At 58.5% G+C, this 17573-nt stretch carries 16 protein-coding genes; 4 read left to right on the plus strand and 12 right to left on the minus strand.

What is annotated here, in order from left to right:
• Together ribB and J7416_RS10600 are read right to left on the minus strand one after the other, a co-directional pair.
• A complete protein-coding gene (ribB, locus tag J7416_RS10595; protein ID WP_209224740.1) occupies positions 1–1122 on the minus strand; it encodes a 3,4-dihydroxy-2-butanone-4-phosphate synthase in 1122 nt (373 codons plus the stop codon).
• 110 nt (positions 1123–1232) lie between these two features.
• Complete coding sequence (locus J7416_RS10600) at positions 1233–1820, minus strand: riboflavin synthase (protein ID WP_209224741.1); 588 nt, start codon at positions 1818–1820, stop codon at positions 1233–1235.
• 140 nt (positions 1821–1960) lie between these two features.
• Between J7416_RS10600 and J7416_RS10605 the strand changes: the two genes are divergently transcribed.
• From J7416_RS10605 to J7416_RS10615, 3 genes are all read left to right on the plus strand, one after another.
• A complete protein-coding gene (locus J7416_RS10605) occupies positions 1961–3259 on the plus strand; it encodes a capsular biosynthesis protein (RefSeq protein WP_209224742.1) in 1299 nt (432 codons plus the stop codon).
• A gap of 80 nt (positions 3260–3339) precedes the next feature.
• Positions 3340–4473: a polysaccharide biosynthesis/export family protein gene (locus J7416_RS10610; RefSeq protein WP_209224743.1), complete on the plus strand. Its 1134-nt coding sequence runs from the start codon at positions 3340–3342 to the stop codon at positions 4471–4473.
• Complete coding sequence (locus tag J7416_RS10615) at positions 4473–6470, plus strand: capsular polysaccharide biosynthesis protein (RefSeq protein ID WP_209224744.1); 1998 nt, start codon at positions 4473–4475, stop codon at positions 6468–6470. The genes J7416_RS10610 and J7416_RS10615 overlap by 1 nt, the downstream gene beginning before the upstream one ends.
• On the opposite strand, the gene ribD is transcribed toward J7416_RS10615, so the two are convergent.
• From ribD to J7416_RS10645, 6 genes are all read right to left on the minus strand, one after another.
• Complete coding sequence (gene ribD / locus J7416_RS10620; RefSeq protein ID WP_209224745.1) at positions 6467–7567, minus strand: bifunctional diaminohydroxyphosphoribosylaminopyrimidine deaminase/5-amino-6-(5-phosphoribosylamino)uracil reductase RibD; 1101 nt, start codon at positions 7565–7567, stop codon at positions 6467–6469. The genes J7416_RS10615 and ribD overlap by 4 nt on opposite strands.
• A complete protein-coding gene (nrdR, locus tag J7416_RS10625) occupies positions 7564–8034 on the minus strand; it encodes a transcriptional regulator NrdR (protein WP_170324479.1) in 471 nt (156 codons plus the stop codon). The genes ribD and nrdR overlap by 4 nt, the downstream gene beginning before the upstream one ends.
• Before the next feature lie 121 nt (positions 8035–8155).
• Complete coding sequence (locus J7416_RS10630; protein ID WP_209224746.1) at positions 8156–8569, minus strand: secondary thiamine-phosphate synthase enzyme YjbQ; 414 nt, start codon at positions 8567–8569, stop codon at positions 8156–8158.
• Positions 8570–8586: 17 nt separating this feature from the next.
• On the minus strand, positions 8587–8988 hold the full coding sequence (locus tag J7416_RS10635; protein ID WP_209224747.1) for a hypothetical protein: 402 nt from the start codon (positions 8986–8988) through the stop codon (positions 8587–8589).
• Positions 8989–9072: 84 nt separating this feature from the next.
• Complete coding sequence (locus J7416_RS10640) at positions 9073–9615, minus strand: DUF4166 domain-containing protein (RefSeq protein ID WP_209224748.1); 543 nt, start codon at positions 9613–9615, stop codon at positions 9073–9075.
• Positions 9616–10050, minus strand: a complete 435-nt coding sequence (locus J7416_RS10645; protein ID WP_209224749.1) for a DCC1-like thiol-disulfide oxidoreductase family protein — start codon at positions 10048–10050, stop codon at positions 9616–9618. It abuts the gene before it with no gap.
• A 277-nt stretch (positions 10051–10327) separates the two neighbouring features.
• Here J7416_RS10645 and J7416_RS10650 point away from each other — a divergent pair, with 277 nt between their 5' ends.
• The gene (locus J7416_RS10650) at positions 10328–11335 is read left to right on the plus strand and encodes an AraC family transcriptional regulator (RefSeq protein WP_209224750.1); all 1008 of its coding nucleotides are present in this window, start codon (positions 10328–10330) and stop codon (positions 11333–11335) included.
• Positions 11336–11523: 188 nt separating this feature from the next.
• Here the strand turns inward: J7416_RS10650 and rpoD are convergent, their stop codons facing one another.
• From rpoD to J7416_RS10670, 4 genes are all read right to left on the minus strand, one after another.
• The gene (gene rpoD, locus J7416_RS10655; RefSeq protein ID WP_209224751.1) at positions 11524–13512 is read right to left on the minus strand and encodes an RNA polymerase sigma factor RpoD; all 1989 of its coding nucleotides are present in this window, start codon (positions 13510–13512) and stop codon (positions 11524–11526) included.
• Positions 13513–13626: 114 nt separating this feature from the next.
• Positions 13627–15573: a DNA primase gene (dnaG, locus tag J7416_RS10660; RefSeq protein WP_209224752.1), complete on the minus strand. Its 1947-nt coding sequence runs from the start codon at positions 15571–15573 to the stop codon at positions 13627–13629.
• 80 nt (positions 15574–15653) lie between these two features.
• Positions 15654–15950, minus strand: a complete 297-nt coding sequence (locus J7416_RS10665) for a hypothetical protein (RefSeq protein ID WP_170422090.1) — start codon at positions 15948–15950, stop codon at positions 15654–15656.
• A gap of 138 nt (positions 15951–16088) precedes the next feature.
• On the minus strand, positions 16089–17519 hold the full coding sequence (locus J7416_RS10670; RefSeq protein ID WP_209224753.1) for a Glu/Leu/Phe/Val dehydrogenase: 1431 nt from the start codon (positions 17517–17519) through the stop codon (positions 16089–16091).
• Positions 17520–17573 lie beyond the last annotated feature (54 nt).

The raw sequence follows: 17573 nt of genomic DNA on the forward strand, positions 1-17573 counted from the left end.
TTAGTTATCCTCGAGTATCGAACGGGTACCGACGATGGACAGACCATATGCGTCCAGCCCCAGGTATTTCGTTTCCGGTGTATTGGTCAGCAAGACCAGTTCCTGAATGCCCATCTTGGACAAGATCTGCGCACCCAGACCAGTCTGCTTGATGGTCCGGGGACCTTCGTCCTCGGCCGCATACAGCGCATTGCGTGGTTCGCGGAACAAGCAGACGACCCCGCGCCCTTCCGCAGCGATCTTTTTCATGGCCCACGGCAATTCCATCGGTGATTTCGGGCCAAGGCCCAGAATGTCAGGGGCTTCGTGCAAAGCATGGGTACGGGTCAGGACCGGCTCAGGCGTGGTGATATCCCCCTTCACCAGGACAACGTGCTCGATGCCGTGGGTCTGATCGGTGAACAGGCGCATTTCCCAAACGCCACCATATTCAGAAGTCACGGTCTGGCGCGAGGTCTCGACGACCAGATTGTCATTTCGCGACCGGTAGGCGATCAAATCGCTGATCGTTCCGATCTTCATGTCGTGCTCTTTGGCAAACTCGACCAGATCAGGCAGGCGCGCCATGGTTCCGTCAGGCTTCATGATCTCGCAGATCACACCCGCCGGATTCAGCCCAGCCAAACGGGAAATATCAACGGCTGCCTCGGTATGGCCGGCGCGTACCAGCACCCCGCCCCGTTTTGCACGTAGTGGGAAGATATGACCCGGCGTCGCTATTTGGGCCATGGTGTTCTGTTCGTTGATCGCAGTGGCCACGGTCAGCGCACGGTCTTCGGCAGATATCCCGGTCGACACACCTTCGCGTGCCTCGATCGACACGGTGAATGCGGTTTCATGACGTGATGAATTGTTGACGGCCATCATCGGCAGGCCAAGCGCTTCGACACGCTCTGCGGTCATCGGCAAGCAGATCAGGCCGCGCCCGTGGGTGGCCATAAAGTTGATCGCCGCCGCGTCCGCGAATTCGGCGGCAATGACCAGATCGCCTTCGTTCTCACGGTCTTCGTGGTCGACCAGAATATACATCCGGCCCTGGCGCGCCTCTTCGATGATATCTTCAATCGGGCTGATCGCATCGCGCAGCTGGGCCTCGACCGGGCCGGGTGTTTCAAAGCTCATAGAGCAGCCTTTCGAAAGAGCATGTTTGAACGGCTGATAGACCACCAAGCGCTCAAAAGCCAGAGCACTTGGTGGTGCGAATTGCCAAAACGCGGCGTCGAAACTTGCGGTCAGGCCATCTCGTTCAGGCGCGCGACATAACGGGCCAGAGTATCAATCTCGAGGTTCACCCGATCACCGACCGAGACATCGCCCCAGGTCGTCACCTCTTTGGTGTGCGGAATGAAGTTGATGCCGAAATCGCGGCCGTCGACATCGTTGACGGTCAAAGACGTCCCGTTCAACGCAACCGATCCCTTGGGGGCGATGAACCGCGCCAGGTCTTCGGGCGCCTTCAGTGTCACGCGGGTGCTGTCGCCTTCATCCTTAACCGCAACCACATCGGCCACGCCATCGACATGGCCCGACACAATATGGCCCCCCAACTCATCCCCGACCTTCAGGGCGCGCTCAAGATTGACGCGTTTGCCGACCGCCCATTTGTCCAGATTGGTTTTCGAAACCGTCTCGGCGCTGATTTGTACGTCATACCAGTCATCGCCAAGGTCGATCACGGTCAGGCAGACCCCGTCGCTGGCAATGGATGCGCCAATGTCAATATTCGCAGTGTCATAGTCCGTTTTGATCCGGGCTCGCAAATCGCCCTGCTGGTCCAACTCGGTGACCGTGCCGATATCGGTGATGATCCCTGTGAACATTGCCTTTACCCTTTGCCTTTAACCTGTGCCTAGTTTTCCACATCGAGGTAAGCCTATGCAGCCCTGCGAGCAAGCCCTGCCTTGCCGGGATTGGCATAAAAGGGCATAAATTCCGAACCAAACAAAAAAGAGCAGCACGGATGCCATCACTCACCGCGGGCTCGCATCGCCGCTTGTTCCTGTTTCTGCAAGGACCTCACGGCCCGTTCTTTAGCGCCTTGGCCCGCGCATTGCGCGCGGCCGGGGCCGACGTTCTGCGTGTGGGTTTTAATGCGGGCGATCAAGCCTTTTGGTTCGAACGGCGCAGCTATGTCCCGTTTTTGGAGGACCCAGAGACATGGCCCGACATGCTGCAAGACTTGATCCGGTCGCGCGGCATCACGGATATCGTGCTTTATGGAGATACCCGCCCCAATCACGCCCGCGCCATCGAGGTGGCGCAAGCGATGGGCGTGACAGTTCACGTGTTTGAGGAAGGTTACCTGCGTCCCTGGTGGGTGACCTATGAACGTGCCGGGGCGAACGGAAACTCGCGCCTGATGGAACTGGATGTCGCGCAGATGCAATGCGCGCTGGACCAATCCGATGCTCAGACCCCACCCCCTCCGTCGCATTGGGGCGATATGAGGCAGCACATATTTTACGGTGCGCTTTACCACTGGTTCGTCCTGTTTCTGAACCAGCGCTATCCGAACTTCAAACCGCATCGGGAACTGCCTGTTTCCAAAGAGTTTCGGCTGTATTTCAAACGCCTAGCGCTGATGCCGTTTCACAGAATTCGGCGGGCTTGGGCCACAGCCCGCGTACGCCATAGCGGCGCACCCTATCACCTGGCCCTATTGCAATTGGGGCATGACAGCTCGGTCCAAGCGCATTCGGATTACACCTGTATGTCTGACTTTCTTGAGCACGTGATCTCAGGTTTTGCAAAGGGCGCTCCGCGCCACCACCGGTTGGTTCTGAAAGAGCATCCGTTGGAAAACCACCGGGAACCTTTGCGCGACAAGGCCCGCGAAATCGCTCACGCACATCAGGTGGCGGATCGGGTGCACTATGTGCCCGGTGGCAAACTTGCGCGACTGCTCGACGATGCGAACTCGGCCGTGACCATCAACTCAACCGCCGGACAACAGGTTCTGTGGCGCGGCATTCCGTTGCGCAGCTTCGGCAGATCCGTCTACGACAAACCGGAGTTTGTGTCCCAACAGTCCATTGCCGAGTTCTTTTCGGACCCGGATATGCCCGATCACGAGGCGTATAGGCTGTATCGGCAATTCCTTCTGAAAACCAGCCAGTTACCCGGCGGCTTTTATTCCCTGCGCGGCCGAAGACAACTGCTGCGCCGCGCAGCAGATTTGATGCTGCAGAACCACGACCCCTATCAGTCGGTATTGTCCGGCAACGCGGCACCGCCGCCACAGTTGAAACTCGTCGACTGACACGGGTGGCTTGGTGCTGGATGTTGCGCATCGAACAGGCTAACTTGTCGCAAACAAAAGACGACCGAGGATTTACGGCAGTGCAGTGCATTCCATTTCGTTGGGTACGAGGGGCTTCCCTTGTGGCCTTGATCGGCCTTCTGGGGGCATGTCAGCTTCCCAAATCAGGTCCCAACAAAAACGAGATTCTGGCAGGAGCCGTGGAAAACGGTGGCAATGCATTTGTCGTCGAAGTTGATGATCGGGTGGCGCGGGCTACATCCGCGGTCCCGCAATTCGGTTTTTCATCCGCTTTCACCAGCGCGCCCAGCCTGACCGCAGATGTCGTACGTCCCGGTGACGTTCTGGGCCTCACGGTCTGGGAAAACGTCGATGACGGCCTGTTGTCGAGCGATGTCGGGGCTGCGACAACACTCGAGCAAGTGCAGGTGGACAATGACGGGTTCATATTTGTTCCCTATGCGGGTCGTGTTCGTGCGGCGGGCAATACGCCCGAACAATTGCGGCAACTGATCACACAAAAGTTGCAGGATCAGACACCTGACCCACAGGTTGAAGTTCGTCGCACGGCCGGAGATGGCGCAACTGTTTCTCTGACGGGCAACATTGGTGCCCCCGGCCTTTATCCGATTGAACTTCCGACCCGTACCCTTTCAGGCATGCTTTCAGAAGCAGGCGGGGTGTCCGTTGGCGCGGACATCGCGCTTGTGACGCTGATCCGGGGCGATCAAAGGGGAACCGTCTGGTACGAAGATCTGTTCCGAAATTCCAAGCTGGATGTTGCGCTGCGCGGCGGTGACCGCATTCTGGTTGAAGCTGACAGCCGGTCCTACATCGCCCTTGGCGCGACCAGCGGGCAATCTCGGGTCGCCTTCGACACCCAGGACCTTTCTGCGCTTGAAGCTTTGGCGCAGGTTGGCGGTCTGTTGTCGTTGTCGTCGGATCCAACCGGGATTTTTGTTTTACGTGATGAACGTCAGGACATTGCGCGCAAAGTCATGAACCGCCCGAGCCTTCAAGGCGATCAGCGTATGATTTACTTGTTGAACCTGACCGCGCCAAACGGGCTGTTTTTGGCAAGGGACTTCGTGATCCGCGACGGTGACACGATATATGTGACCGAAGCCCCCTATGCGCAGTGGACCAAGTCTATCTCTCTGATCTCAGGTGGCCTTACACCGCTGGCCAACGTTGCCACGCTGACGGGCAACTGATGTCTTTTGAAACGACAGCCGGGTCAGAACGCACCCGGCTGCTTGTTTACAATGGTGGTTTCCTGACATCTCGCCGCATTCGGCGCATATTGTCCCTGTCCGGTTATGACATCAGCCTGGGGCGCCCCAAAGACGGGGACGTCGTGGGGGTGTGGGGCAACAGCCCAACGGCGCACCGCGGCCTTGGCATGGCCGAACGGCACAATGCGCCGGTTCTTCGGGTCGAGGACGCCTTTCTGCGTTCCCTGCATCCCGGACGCAGCGGAGAAGCCCCCTTGGGCTTGTTACTGGACCGGTCCGGTCTGCATTTCGACCCCGAGCAACCCTCTGATCTGGAAACGCTGCTGGCCACACATCCGCTGGACGACACCGCCCTTCTGAACCGTGCGCGCGGCGGAATCGAGAGGATGCGCGAGTTGCATCTCAGCAAGTATTCGGCCTTCGATCTGACGGAACCACCGCCCGATCCCGGTTATGTGCTGGTAGTGGATCAGGCGCGCGACGATGCAGCCGTCACAGCCAGCAAGGGCGATGCAGCACGGTTCCGCGAAATGCTTGTCATGGCGCAAGAGGAAAACCCCGGCGCCCGCGTTCTGATCAAGACGCATCCTGATACGATTGCCGAGCATCGCTCGGGCTATTTCTCTGAGGCGGACCAGTCCGACCGCGTGTCCATCCTTGGCACAGCTTTCAGTCCATGGGCGCTGCTGGAAGGCGCGGTTGGCGTTTATACCCTGTCGTCTCAGATGGGGTTCGAGGCGATCCTGGCCGGGCACAAACCCCGGGTCTTTGGCCGGCCTTTCTACGCTGGATGGGGGCTGACGCAGGACGAAGACCCCCTGCCCCGTCGCCAGCGCAGCCTGACACGGGCGCAATTGTTTGCCGCTGCGATGGTCTTGTACCCCACATGGTACGATCCATACCGCGACCAGCTTTGCGAATTGGAAACCGTTCTGGACGCGCTCGAAGCGCAGACACGCGTCTGGCGGCAGGATCACAAGGGTTGGACCGCGTCTGGTATGCGCTTGTGGAAGCGCAAGCACCTGCAACAGATGTTCGGACGCGAGAAAAAGATCCGATTTACCGAGGACCAGCCGGCGCGGTCTGACCGCCCGCATATGGTGTGGGCCAGCAAGGTCCGCGGTACCGAAAACGCGGTCCGGATCGAGGATGGTTTCCTGCGGTCGCGTGGGCTAGGAGCCAGCCTGATACCACCGCTTTCGCTGACAACAGATGACCGGGGCATCTACTACGACCCAACGCATCCCAGCCAGTTGGAAGATATGATCGCTGCCCGAGAAACCCTGAGGCCCGATCAGGAATTGCGCGCTGAAAGACTGATTTCGCAAATCGTGGCCTCTCGGATCACCAAATACAACACGGGCGGCGACGCACCTGATTTGCCGGAAGGGCATCGCATCCTTGTTCCCGGACAGGTCGAAGACGACGCCTCGATCCTGTTGGGCACCAGCACTGTCCGTACCAATGCAGATCTGCTGCGCGCCGCTCGCGAGGCAAACCCGAACGCCGTCCTGATCTATAAACCTCACCCGGATGTTGAGGCCCGATTGCGCGATGGTGAATTGGACGCCACAGACCTGGCAGATGTCATCGCCACCAGTTGCGATCCAGCTGCCCTGCTGCCAGAGGTTCAGGAGGTCTGGACCATGACCTCATTGCTGGGGTTCGAAGCGTTGATGCGCGGGGTTCGCGTGACCACGCTAGGCGCACCTTTCTATGCCGGTTGGGGGCTGACGAACGATTTGGGCAACGTTCCGGCGCGTCGCGGCGCTCGGCCCAGCCTGTTGGGCTTGGTTCACGCCGCCCTGATCGATTACCCCCGATACATGGACCCAACCACTGGTGAGCCCTGCCCGGTCGAGGTTGCGGTCGATCGTCTTGCACAAAACAACGCTCCTGCAGGCGGCCCGATGGTACGCTTATTGTCAAAATTGCAGGGCGCATTCGCGACCCATGCGCATGTCTGGCGACGTTAGCGCAGGGCTCGCGCCCAACGATGCATCACGTCCGGCCCAATCACCTGCGTCTCGATCAGCTCAAACCGGGGCGCTGCGTCCAGTTTATCCAGCCCGAGCGTACCAATAGCCGACAACCCATCGGCCCCGATAGCCAGACCAGCGGTGAAGCCGATCAACTCGTCCACAAGATCTGCGGCCAGTAACGAGGCCGCCAAAGCAGCTCCGCCTTCGCAGAATACGCGGGTCAGACCGGCCTGCCCCAACTGATGCAGCAGATCTGCGGCGTCGATCTGGTGATCGTCCAGCGCGCAGGGCAACAGCCTTGCCCCGACCCCTTCCCATGCGCGGGCGCGTTCGGCATCCGGCGAAGGGCCGTGACACAACCAAACGGGTACGTCTTTGGCCGTGCGCGCCAACTGTCCCATCAATGGAATGTCCATATGGCGAGAGACCACAATCCGAACCGGCTGCGCCTCGACCCCAATATCCCGCACGGTCAGCGAGGGATCATCGGCACGTGCAGTACCCGCTCCAACCATCACCGCATCGTGTCGCGCCCTCATCGCGTGTACGGCACGACGCGCCTTTGGCCCAGTAATCCATTGGCTGTGGCCCGTGGCCGTGGCGATCCGGCCGTCGAAGCTGCTGGCGAGTTTTAGGGTGACAAAGGGACGACTTTGTTCGGTTTTCAGAAAGAAACCGGCCAAATCGCGCGCGGCCTCTTCGGCCAGCACGCCCGTCGTTACGTCGATCCCGGCCTCGCGCAACATGGCAAACCCTTGCCCGGCTACGCGAGGATCGCTGTCCTCTATCGCACAGACGACCCGAGCGACACCTGCGGCAATCAAAGCCTCGGCACACGGGGGTGTCTTTCCATAGTGAGAACAAGGTTCAAGCGAGACATATGCCGTCGCTCCGCGCGCGGCCTCTCCGGCCTGCGCCAACGCTACGGGCTCGGCGTGCGGGCGGCCACCTGGTTGGGTCCAGCCCCGCCCCACAATTCGCCCGTCGCGCACGATCACGCAACCGACCGCTGGGTTTGGCCAGCACGTCCCCTGACCGCGTCGACCCAAAGACAGGGCCAACGCCATAAATCGCTTATCTGTTTCGCTCACTCGTCCGTCGAAGGCTGCGGCGGGCGCAGTTCGTGGACAAACTCCTCGAAGTCATCGGCCGCCTGGAAATTCTTGTATACGCTCGCAAAGCGAACATAGGCGACGGTATCGATCCGCGCCAGAGCTTCCATGACGATCTCGCCGATTTTGCTGGATGGGATATCGGTCTCACCCATGCTTTCCAGACGGCGCACGATGCCCGAGATCATCTGGTCGATGCGATCAGGCTCAATCGGGCGTTTCTGCATCGAGATACGGATCGAGCGTTCCAGCTTATCCCGATCAAAATCTTCGCGCTTTCCGTTGGTTTTGATCACCACCAGATCGCGCAGTTGCACACGCTCATAGGTCGTGAAACGGCCGCCGCACGCAGGGCAGAACCGGCGCCTGCGAATGGCTACGTGATCCTCTGCCGGGCGAGAATCTTTGACCTGAGTGTCGATATTTCCGCAAAACGGGCAGCGCATCCGCCGTCTCCTCGTCCCTAGTACCGCCTCCATTTGTAAGCGCTACGGCTTACTTATCCACAACTATAGGGCAGCCGCTAGGGTTTGGGTAGTCGGAATTTTTCAACGCAAGATAAAGGGGTCAGGCGAAGTGTGCCGCAACCCGTCGTTTATGCGCTGCAGTACGGTGTTCGAACAGGTAAACGCCTTGCCAAGTTCCCAATACAGGTTGGCCTCCCGACACAGGGATAGACAGCGAAACAGGCAACAAAGCCGCCTTGATATGGGCGGGCATATCGTCGGGTCCTTCGTAGGTATGGCGCAGATAAGCCATCGCTGGGTGATCAGACGGCGGCACCAACCTGTCGAAAAAAGCGCGCAGATCCGTCTGCACTTCGGGGTCGGCGTTTTCCTGAATCGCCAGCGAACATGAGGTATGGCGCACGAACAGTGTCAGCAACCCATCGCCTGAGACCGAGTTGAGCCAGTTGCGCACGTCCGAGGTGAATTCGTACAACCCCGGACCATCCGTCGAAATAATGAACTCGGTCTGCATTTGTCGATCGCTATGGATCAGTTGAAGAACGGACGAACGTTACAGCGCCCATTGGCCCCCTGAACGGACATGCTTTCACCGGGATTAAAGCCGGAAGTCAAGAAACTGCCCTGCTGCGGCTGACCACCTGCGGGAGGCGCGATTGAGAACCGAACAGATGTCCTACGACCTGTTGCCTCGCTGGGGCCATAGCCACGCACAACGTAAATTCGATCCTGCCAGCCTGCGCCCAGGGTCCGGCGAGCGAAATCCGCGGCCGCACACCAATACCCGTCGACGTCGCGCCGCGCGCGCGGGATCACTTCGAACTCGGTGTTGTTCAGTGCGACGGTCTGAAACCCGTTTCGCGCTGCAGAGGCCGTAGCGGGCACGCTCAGCAAGATTGCGGCAGCCGCCGCCAAAGTCATAACCTGTTTCATAATCATACTCTTTCCTGTTTCGAGGTAATTTCTGAAATAGTGTACATCCCCACCGGACAAAGCCGGATCACAATCAATTCAGCCCTAACCCTTTTGCTCGTGATCAGACGTTAACCAACCCTGATAGCGGATCAAAGGGCCCAGAACCGGCATCTCGGCTGACACATCGAACCTGAATCGGTTGCTCTCATCTTGCCATTCAATTGTTTTTGAGCGCGGCAAAAGCGGCTTGGGACAGGGTATTCCAAGGAACTTAAGCCCGAGAATCTGGATGGATAATAGATGGTTCGAAGAAACCGGCTTCAGCCAAATCGACACCGGGCCAAACCGTTCGCGCACGCAGTTGGAACGGTGATCAAAGCTGAGCCGGGATCGCGTGGTATGACCACCAAAATCGCGCGTCCACAGCCACCCTGCGCCGTTCCTTGTGATCGAAACCTTGACCTCAACATCCCGCCCGTCCGGCGGCATGCGCGCACAGCGCAAGGCCAACGCAACCAGCATTCCGCCCCCAGCTTTGATCGTGCAACGACCCGAGTACTGGCCGCAGACGCTGTGCAACGCACGCACCGCCTCGGGCAGTTCCGTTCCCTTGGGCAAGGCTTGCAGAAAAGGATCGGGATGCACTCAGAACCCCTCGGGCAGAAAGCGAGACCGGAGGGCCGCATCAGGTACCATACACGTCTCGGATCGTCCGAAAATCGCAAACCGGTTACGTGCAATCGCTTGGTAGAGCGGGTCTTTGATAAACCGAGGCAGCCATTTGCAGACAGACAAAGCCGGCCAGATGCCGGGCAAGCGGCGCATTGCAGCTGCGAATGCATCCAAACGCTGGTGGATCACGCCATCCGTGACCACAAGGTTGGTTTCAAAATCATGGGTTGGCAAGCCGAGGTCGGAATACAGCCTCTGCCCCAAAGGCGATTGCGCGGTTGCGAATTTGAACCGTTGGGCTTTGTCCCGTGCCACCATGAACCGAAAAAAGCCCGAACAAAGAACGCATTCGCCGTCGAAGACGATGAAATCCTGCCCTTCGATTAGGTTTGTTGTGTGATTGGTCACGCCGGATACGTCCGCTCGAACTCTGCTGACGCAATTTGGCACCAGGGCGCGCGACAGACAATGCGACACGGAAGCCTCATCGCTGTCGGGGAACCTACGGTGGTGAACCGGGCTCTGACCTCATCCCCTCAAAGATCGCGACCCGACAGCAAGCGAAAAATAGGTACCCGTTTGGCTGCGGTCTTGCGAAACACGGCCAATATTATTTGAATAGATGCCATATGCTTCGCTTTCCCCTATATTCAGGTGCAGCCGATCAACAGCATGGGTTTTGAGAATGGACGTCGACATCGCCCGCATTCAGGTCTTGTCCAGAACGTTGGATCAACGGGCCACAGACCCTGCGATCGTGGACCGCGTGCTGGCCAAATCAGGCCTGAGGCGCGCCGATATCGAACCACCCTCGACAGCCTATAGCGCGCACAAAGAGGCCCTGTTCGCTCGCTATGCCTGCGATGCCCTTCACGACACCACTTTTGCCGCACAGGCCGGACTGGCATTCAACGCGTCTTCAAGCCTGACGGCTTACATCAGTAAGTACTCACGCGATCTAAAGCAGGTGGTGGAAAACTCATCCCGGTTTCACGGCATGATTGACCCGGCGCTGCACCTAAGCCTGCGGGTTGCCGGGAACTTTGCCTCAATTGAGGCAGAGTGGAAGGACGCCAGTTTTGCCCGGTACCACCGCCGGACCGAGTTTCTGATTTTTGCGGCTCTTGCCCGGATGCGTACGCTGACGCAGACCGCTTTTTTTCCCATCGAAATCCGGTTTCAGCACGAGGTGGGTGATATCGGCAAAAACTATCAAAAGCTCGCAGGTTTTCCGGTAAGTTTTGGGGCCGAGCGGTTGGAAATCGTGTTGACCTTGTCCTCATTGGACCTGCCGGTGCCAACCTATGACCCAAGCCTACGGGAACATCTGTTGGCCTATGGCGACCGCATTCTCGCCGAGCACAGGGAACCCAAGCAAAAACTAAGGGCGCAGGTCGAGGGGCTGATCACACGCTCCCTGCCTGGGTCAATCATACAGGCCGAAGATGCGGCCTCGAACCTTGGGATGAGCCCGCGCACCTTTGCGCGGCGATTGAGCAATGAGGGCACGAGCTATCGCGAGATCGTCGAGGACCTGCGTTCGGACCTGGCACAGACGTTCATCACCAACGGGATGCCCTTGTCGGAAATTGCATATTCGCTGGGTTACGCCGACCAACCGGCTTTCTCGACCGCATTTAAGCGCTGGACCGGCCAAGCCCCCAGCGCTTTTCGTGGCCGTTTAGATCTGTGATCCAAAGCAGCGGGTGGCCGGGGGTCGTCAGCGGCACAGCCTCGCCCCGGCCTGTCCCATGAGTGGACTAGGCCCAGATAAGGTCACATGGGTCACATGCCTTGTGAGTTCTCGCCAAATTGAAGCCTGATCCCGCCACCGTGAGGGCTGCGTGAAAAAAAGGCGCCTCAACCGAGGCGCCTTTCTGTTTACTGATCCAGGAAGGACCGTAGTTTCCGCGACCGGCTGGGATGCTTCAGCTTCCGCAGCGCTTTCGCTTCGATCTGACGGATGCGTTCGCGGGTCACGCTAAACTGCTGACCGACCTCTTCCAGCGTGTGGTCTGTGTTCATGCCGATGCCAAAGCGCATCCGCAGAACCCGTTCCTCACGCGGCGTGAGCGAGGCCAGTACCCGTGTGGTCGTTTCCTTGAGGTTTTCCTGAATCGCGCTGTCCAGCGGCAGCACGGCATTCTTGTCCTCGATGAAATCGCCCAACTGGCTGTCTTCTTCATCGCCAATCGGCGTTTCCAGCGAGATCGGCTCTTTGGCGATTTTCATCACCTTGCGAACCTTCTCAAGCGGCATCTGCAGCTTTTCGGCCAGTTCCTCGGGCGTCGGCTCGCGCCCGATCTCGTGCAGCATCTGGCGACCGGTACGAACCAGCTTGTTGATCGTTTCGATCATGTGGACCGGAATTCGGATGGTACGCGCCTGATCCGCGATGGAGCGCGTGATCGCCTGACGAATCCACCAGGTCGCATAGGTCGAGAACTTGTAGCCACGGCGGTATTCAAATTTGTCCACCGCCTTCATCAGGCCGATGTTGCCTTCCTGAATAAGATCAAGGAATTGCAGGCCGCGGTTCGTGTACTTCTTGGCGATCGAGATCACCAGACGCAGGTTGGCCTCGACCATTTCTTTCTTGGCCTGGCGCGCCTCTTTCTCGCCCTTCTGAACCTGCTGCACGATGCGGCGGAATTCAGGGATGTCCAGACCAACGTACTGACCGACCTGAGCCATATCGTTGCGCAGCTCTTCGACCTTTGCGGTCGAGCGTTCGATGAACATCTGCCAGCCCCGACCCGGCTTTTCAGCCATCTCGGACAGCCAGTTCGGGTCCAGCTCGCGGCCACGATAGGCATCGATGAACTCACGACGGTTGATGCGGGCCTGATCCGCCAGCTTTACCATCGCACTGTCCAGCGACATGACACGGCGGTTGATGCCATAAAGCTGGTCGATCAGCGCTTCGATACGGTTGTTGTGCAGATGCAGACCATTCACCAGTTCGACGATCTCAGACCGCAGCTGTTGATAGGTCGCCTCTTCTTTTTCCGAGAACGTGTCGTCTTCGTTCAGGGTCGCGGAAATCCGGCTGTCCTGCATTTCCGATAACATGGCGAAGTCGGTCGAAATGCGTTCCAGCGTGGTCAGAACCTGATCTTTGAGCGCGGCTTCCATCGCGGCCAGCGACATGTTGGCCTGATCGTCGTCGTCGTCATCGTCGTCATTGTTCAGCGGATTGCCATCGGCGTCCAGTTCAGGGCCTGTGTCCTTGGCTGGCTTGGCGGCCTGCACGGCTGAGGTGTCGACGACCGGTTCTTCCACGTCGCCGTCTTCGTCCATCTGGTTGCCGAACGTGGCCTCCAGATCAATGACGTCGCGCAGCAGAATGTCTTCTGACAGAAGTTCGTCGTGCCAGATGGTGATCGCCTGGAAGGTCAGTGGGCTTTCGCACAGACCGGCGATCATGGTGTTGCGGCCGGCCTCAATCCGTTTGGCGATGGCAATTTCGCCTTCACGGCTCAGCAATTCCACCGAACCCATTTCGCGCAGATACATGCGCACCGGGTCGTCAGTGCGATCCAGCTTTTCGGTCGCCGCCCCGGCCAAAGCAACCTCACGGTTGCTTTCCGTCGTGGTCAGTTCGGTCGAGCCTTTATTCTCTTCCTCTTCGGCCTCTTCATCTTCGATGATGTTGATGCCCATTTCGGACAGCATCGACATAACGTCTTCGATCTGTTCCGAGCTCACCTGATCAGGCGGCAGAACCTGATTGAGCTGGTCGTAGGTGATGTAACCTTTCTCGCGGGCCTCGGCGATCATCTTTTTGACCTGGGCCTGGCTCATGTCCAGCGAGATTTCCTGTTCCTGCTCTTCGGATTTGCGATCTTCGGTCGTGTCTTTGGCGGCCATTCAATGCTCCTGCAGGGATGGGTGATTCGATTGAACCGAATCATTAGCGCGTAGAAGTGATTCGGCCACCCGTTTACCCGTTTTTCTTTTCCAGTGCCTTACGAAAACATCACTTTAACGACGTTTCCGTTCGAAATTGATGCCGGACATGATCGCCTTGAACGCGTCTTTCTCGTCGCGGTTGATTCGCGCACCGTTGTCGGCGATGTCGAATACCGCCCTGTCCTCGTTCTGGCTACGACTCGTACGGTTGCGCTCTTCGGCGGCCTGTGCCAGCCGGTATGTCAGCGCCTCATCAGCCAGTTCAGTAAGTTCCTCGGCAGCTTCGGCAATCTCGGCATCCAACCCCCGGAGCGCTTTGATCTTTGCGAGTTCCTCGGCCAGTGTCATCTCGGCCTTTTCAACGTCGCCTGGTTTGAACACACAGGGGATTACTGCGACATGGCGAAGGGCCAGCAGGTTTTCAAGGATTTCGCTGCCTAAAGTTTCGATTATGTGGTCTTTCAGATGATCCGGGTCATCGATGGCGTGCCGCAAAATGGCCGCGCGCAGGGCCGCGTGGTCGGGGTCATGGCACTCCATCTCTTCCAGCTGCGCTTCAAACTGGATGACGACCTCAGGGTTCAGGATTGCGATGGCGAGAATTGCTGCCTCACGCAGTTGGATGTCGGCATTCTCGGACGACGCAAGGAATGAAGCGCGTGCACCTGGTGTTGCGGCTGGCTTGGGTTGCCACTTGCCGCGCGGCTGCCATTGACGGTTCTGCGGCTGGCGTTGCGGGCGGAACAATTGCCAGCGCAGGTCTTTGATCTCCTGTCCATAATGCGACCGGATTGAAGGGTCTCGGATCAGTTTGATCTTGTCGCGCAGCGCCTTGTCCAAAGCTGCCTTGCGTTCCGGACTGTCGAACACCTTGCCCTCGGTCTCGCGCTGCCACAGCAGTTTGACCATTGGGATCGCGCCTTCCAGCACCGATTGAACCGCCCCAGGTCCTTCGGCGCGCAATAGGTCATCAGGGTCCTTGCCTTCGGGCATCAGCGCAAATCTTAGGGATTTCCCGGCCTCGAGCAACGGCAAGGCCAGATCGACGGCGCGCATCGCCGCGCGCAAACCGGCCGTATCGCCATCCAGCGCGATGATCGGCTCATCCGATATCCGCCAGAGCAGTTGCAATTGATGCTCGGTGATCGCCGTGCCCAGCGGCGCGACCGAAGACCCAAACCCGGCCTCGGCCAAGGCGATCACGTCCATATACCCCTCGGCCACGATCAGTGGCTGTCCCTTCCCCGCCGCCTGACGGGCAGGTCCGTGGTTATAAAGGCTGCGGCCTTTGTCGAACAATTCAGTTTCAGGCGAGTTCAGGTATTTCGCGTTGTCGTTGGGGTCCATCGCGCGACCGCCAAAGGCAATGCAGCGCCCCCGGGGGTCGCGGATCGGGTACATGATCCGGTTGCGAAACGTGTCGTACGGCTTTTTGCCCTTGTTCGAAGGCTTGGCCAGACCTGCCCCAAGGATCAGATCCTCGGCCACGTTCTTGCCGCGCAAATGATCCCACAACCCTTGCCATCCGTCAGGTGCAAAACCGATTTCCCATCGATCCAGCGCTTGCGGATCCAGACCACGACGCGTCAGGTAATCCCGCGCTGCACCCCCTGCACCGGTCTTGAGCTGCAGACGGAAGAATTGCACCGCCTGCTCCATGACTTCGGCCAGCTGTGAGCGGCGGTCCTGCTTCTCTTGCGCTTTCGGATCACGCGCGGGCATCGGCATGCCGGCCTCGCGCGATAGTATCTCAACCGCTTCGATGAACGAGACGTTCTCGGTCTCTTTCACAAAAGTAATCGCATCACCTTTGGCATGACATCCAAAGCAGTAATAGAACCCCTTTTGGTCATCAACGTGGAACGAGGCGGTCTTTTCATGATGAAACGGGCATGGCGCCCACATATCCCCCTTGCCCTGATTGGACTTGCGTTGATCCCACGTGACTTTGCGACCGACAACCTGAGACAGGCTGAGCCGGGTGCGAAGTTCATCGAGAAAACCGGGAGGCAAGGACATGGCTTAAACCTGCCAGAAATGGAAACGCTCGCCAAGACAGGGGCGAGCGTTTGTCCACAAAGAAATCGTCGGACTGTGGATTATTGCTGCAGACACAGCTCTAGCCACGCTGCACCCAGATCTTTCTTGCGCACATCCCGCATCTTTTGCTCATAAACCCAAGGGGTGATCAGTGGGATCGCCGCGTTGTAGTTTTCAGGCCAGGACGGGCTTGTTTCTGCAACCGCCTGTGGCACATCGCGTTCTTTGACACGGTCCAGCCGGGCCTGCTGAATCGCCTTAACAACGTCAGCCTGGTACTGGCAGCTTTGTTCCTTGGTCTCGGCGGCGGCCAAAGGTGTGGCCAGCAAAGCTGCAGCAAGGGCGATACGCAACATGGGGTACTCCGAAAATCGATTCTGTCGCTGCAGCTTACCTGCCGCAGGCGTAAGCTGCCATTGGCGTTTTCATCGCATCGGTGCGAACATCGGCAACTGTGTTGCGCAACCCGGTCAAAACCAGATTGCGCGTTGGCTTCAGAGACCCTTGGCGCGATAACTTTTGGAAACCCGGTCAATAGCCACGATATAGGCCGCCGTCCGCAGGTCTTCGACGTCATCGCGGCTGTGCCACACTTCGCGCATCGACTGATAGGCAATCCGCATGGTGTCATCCAGGCCCGAGCGCACCAGCTCCAGCTCATCCGCGCCGCGCAGATACTTGGCCTTGAAATCCGGAGACATCGACCACGCATCACCAAGGTAACGGTCCAGCCGCTGTAGCTCGCTGACGATCAGCTCGTGCCGCGCCTCTTCCTGCCGGCGCTGCATGCGACCGAAACGGATATGGCTCAGGTTTTTGACCCACTCAAAGTAGGACACCGTCACACCGCCTGCATTCGCGTACATATCCGGAATGATGACCGTGCCCTTCTTGCGCAGAATCTCATCCGCACCGGCGGTCACCGGACCATTCGCGGCCTCGATAATCAACGGCGCCTTGATGCGTTCCGCGTTGGAAAGGTTGATAACCCCCTCCAATGCGGCCGGAATCAGAATGTCGCAGTCTTCTTCCAGAACGGCAGTACCTTCGGCCGAATGGGTTGCATCCGGATAATCGCTGACACCGCCATGCTTGATGATCCATTGGCGAACCGACTCGACGTCGATCCCTTCGGGATTATACAGCGCGCCGTCCCATTCGATGATTCCGACGATTTTCGAGCCGTCCTCTTCGCTCAGGAACTTCGCGGCGTGATATCCCACATTGCCAAGGCCCTGAACAATGACACGCTTGCCATCCAGCTTTCCGGAAAGCCCCGCCTTCTGCATGTCTTCCGGATGGCGAAAGAACTCACGCAAAGCGTACTGGATGCCCCGACCCGTTGCTTCGACCCGTCCGGCGATCCCGCCGGCATTCAGCGGTTTGCCGGTCACACAGGCCCGCGAGTTAATGTCCGTGGTGTTCATCCGGGCATACTGATCGGCCATCCAGGCCATCTCACGCTCACCCGTGCCCATGTCCGGGGCTGGTACGTTCTGGGATGGGTTGATCAGATCCCGCTTGGCCAGTTCATAGGCGAAACGTCGGGTGATCTGCTCAAGTTCATGCTCTTCATATTTTCTGGGGTCGATGCACAACCCCCCTTTCGAGCCGCCAAATGGCGTCTCAACCAGGGCGCATTTGTACGTCATCAGTGCCGCCAACGCCTCAACCTCATCCTGATTCACGGCGGTGGCATATCTGATACCGCCCTTCACGGGCTCCATATGTTCAGAGTGAACCGATCGGTAACCAGTGAACGTGTGAATATCGCCGCGAAGCCGAACGCCAAAACGCACCGTATAGGTGGCGTTGCAAACACGGATCTTTTCTTCCAATCCCGGAGGAAGATCCATCAGGGACGCCGCCCTGTTAAACATCAAGTCTACACTTTGGCGAAAGCTGGGTTCGTTGTTTGGCGTCATGTGATCCTCCGTGCCGGTGAACGCAAAGCGTTCTGACGTTTTGTCGCACCCATT

Source organism: Ruegeria sp. R14_0, assembly GCF_017743975.1.
Lineage (GTDB): Bacteria > Pseudomonadota > Alphaproteobacteria > Rhodobacterales > Rhodobacteraceae > Ruegeria.

Coding starts and splice junctions, on each gene's coding strand:
- ribB (WP_209224740.1), bottom strand. CDS start 1,122: ATGAGCTTTGAAACACCCGGCCCGGTCGAGGCCCAGCTGCGCGATGCG.
- J7416_RS10600 (WP_209224741.1), bottom strand. CDS start 1,820: ATGTTCACAGGGATCATCACCGATATCGGCACGGTCACCGAGTTGGAC.
- J7416_RS10605 (WP_209224742.1), top strand. CDS start 1,961: ATGCCATCACTCACCGCGGGCTCGCATCGCCGCTTGTTCCTGTTTCTG.
- J7416_RS10615 (WP_209224744.1), top strand. CDS start 4,473: ATGTCTTTTGAAACGACAGCCGGGTCAGAACGCACCCGGCTGCTTGTT.
- nrdR (WP_170324479.1), bottom strand. CDS start 8,034: ATGCGCTGCCCGTTTTGCGGAAATATCGACACTCAGGTCAAAGATTCT.
- J7416_RS10630 (WP_209224746.1), bottom strand. CDS start 8,569: ATGCAGACCGAGTTCATTATTTCGACGGATGGTCCGGGGTTGTACGAA.
- J7416_RS10635 (WP_209224747.1), bottom strand. CDS start 8,988: ATGAAACAGGTTATGACTTTGGCGGCGGCTGCCGCAATCTTGCTGAGC.
- J7416_RS10650 (WP_209224750.1), top strand. CDS start 10,328: ATGGACGTCGACATCGCCCGCATTCAGGTCTTGTCCAGAACGTTGGAT.
- rpoD (WP_209224751.1), bottom strand. CDS start 13,512: ATGGCCGCCAAAGACACGACCGAAGATCGCAAATCCGAAGAGCAGGAA.
- dnaG (WP_209224752.1), bottom strand. CDS start 15,573: ATGTCCTTGCCTCCCGGTTTTCTCGATGAACTTCGCACCCGGCTCAGC.
- J7416_RS10665 (WP_170422090.1), bottom strand. CDS start 15,950: ATGTTGCGTATCGCCCTTGCTGCAGCTTTGCTGGCCACACCTTTGGCC.
- J7416_RS10670 (WP_209224753.1), bottom strand. CDS start 17,519: ATGACGCCAAACAACGAACCCAGCTTTCGCCAAAGTGTAGACTTGATG.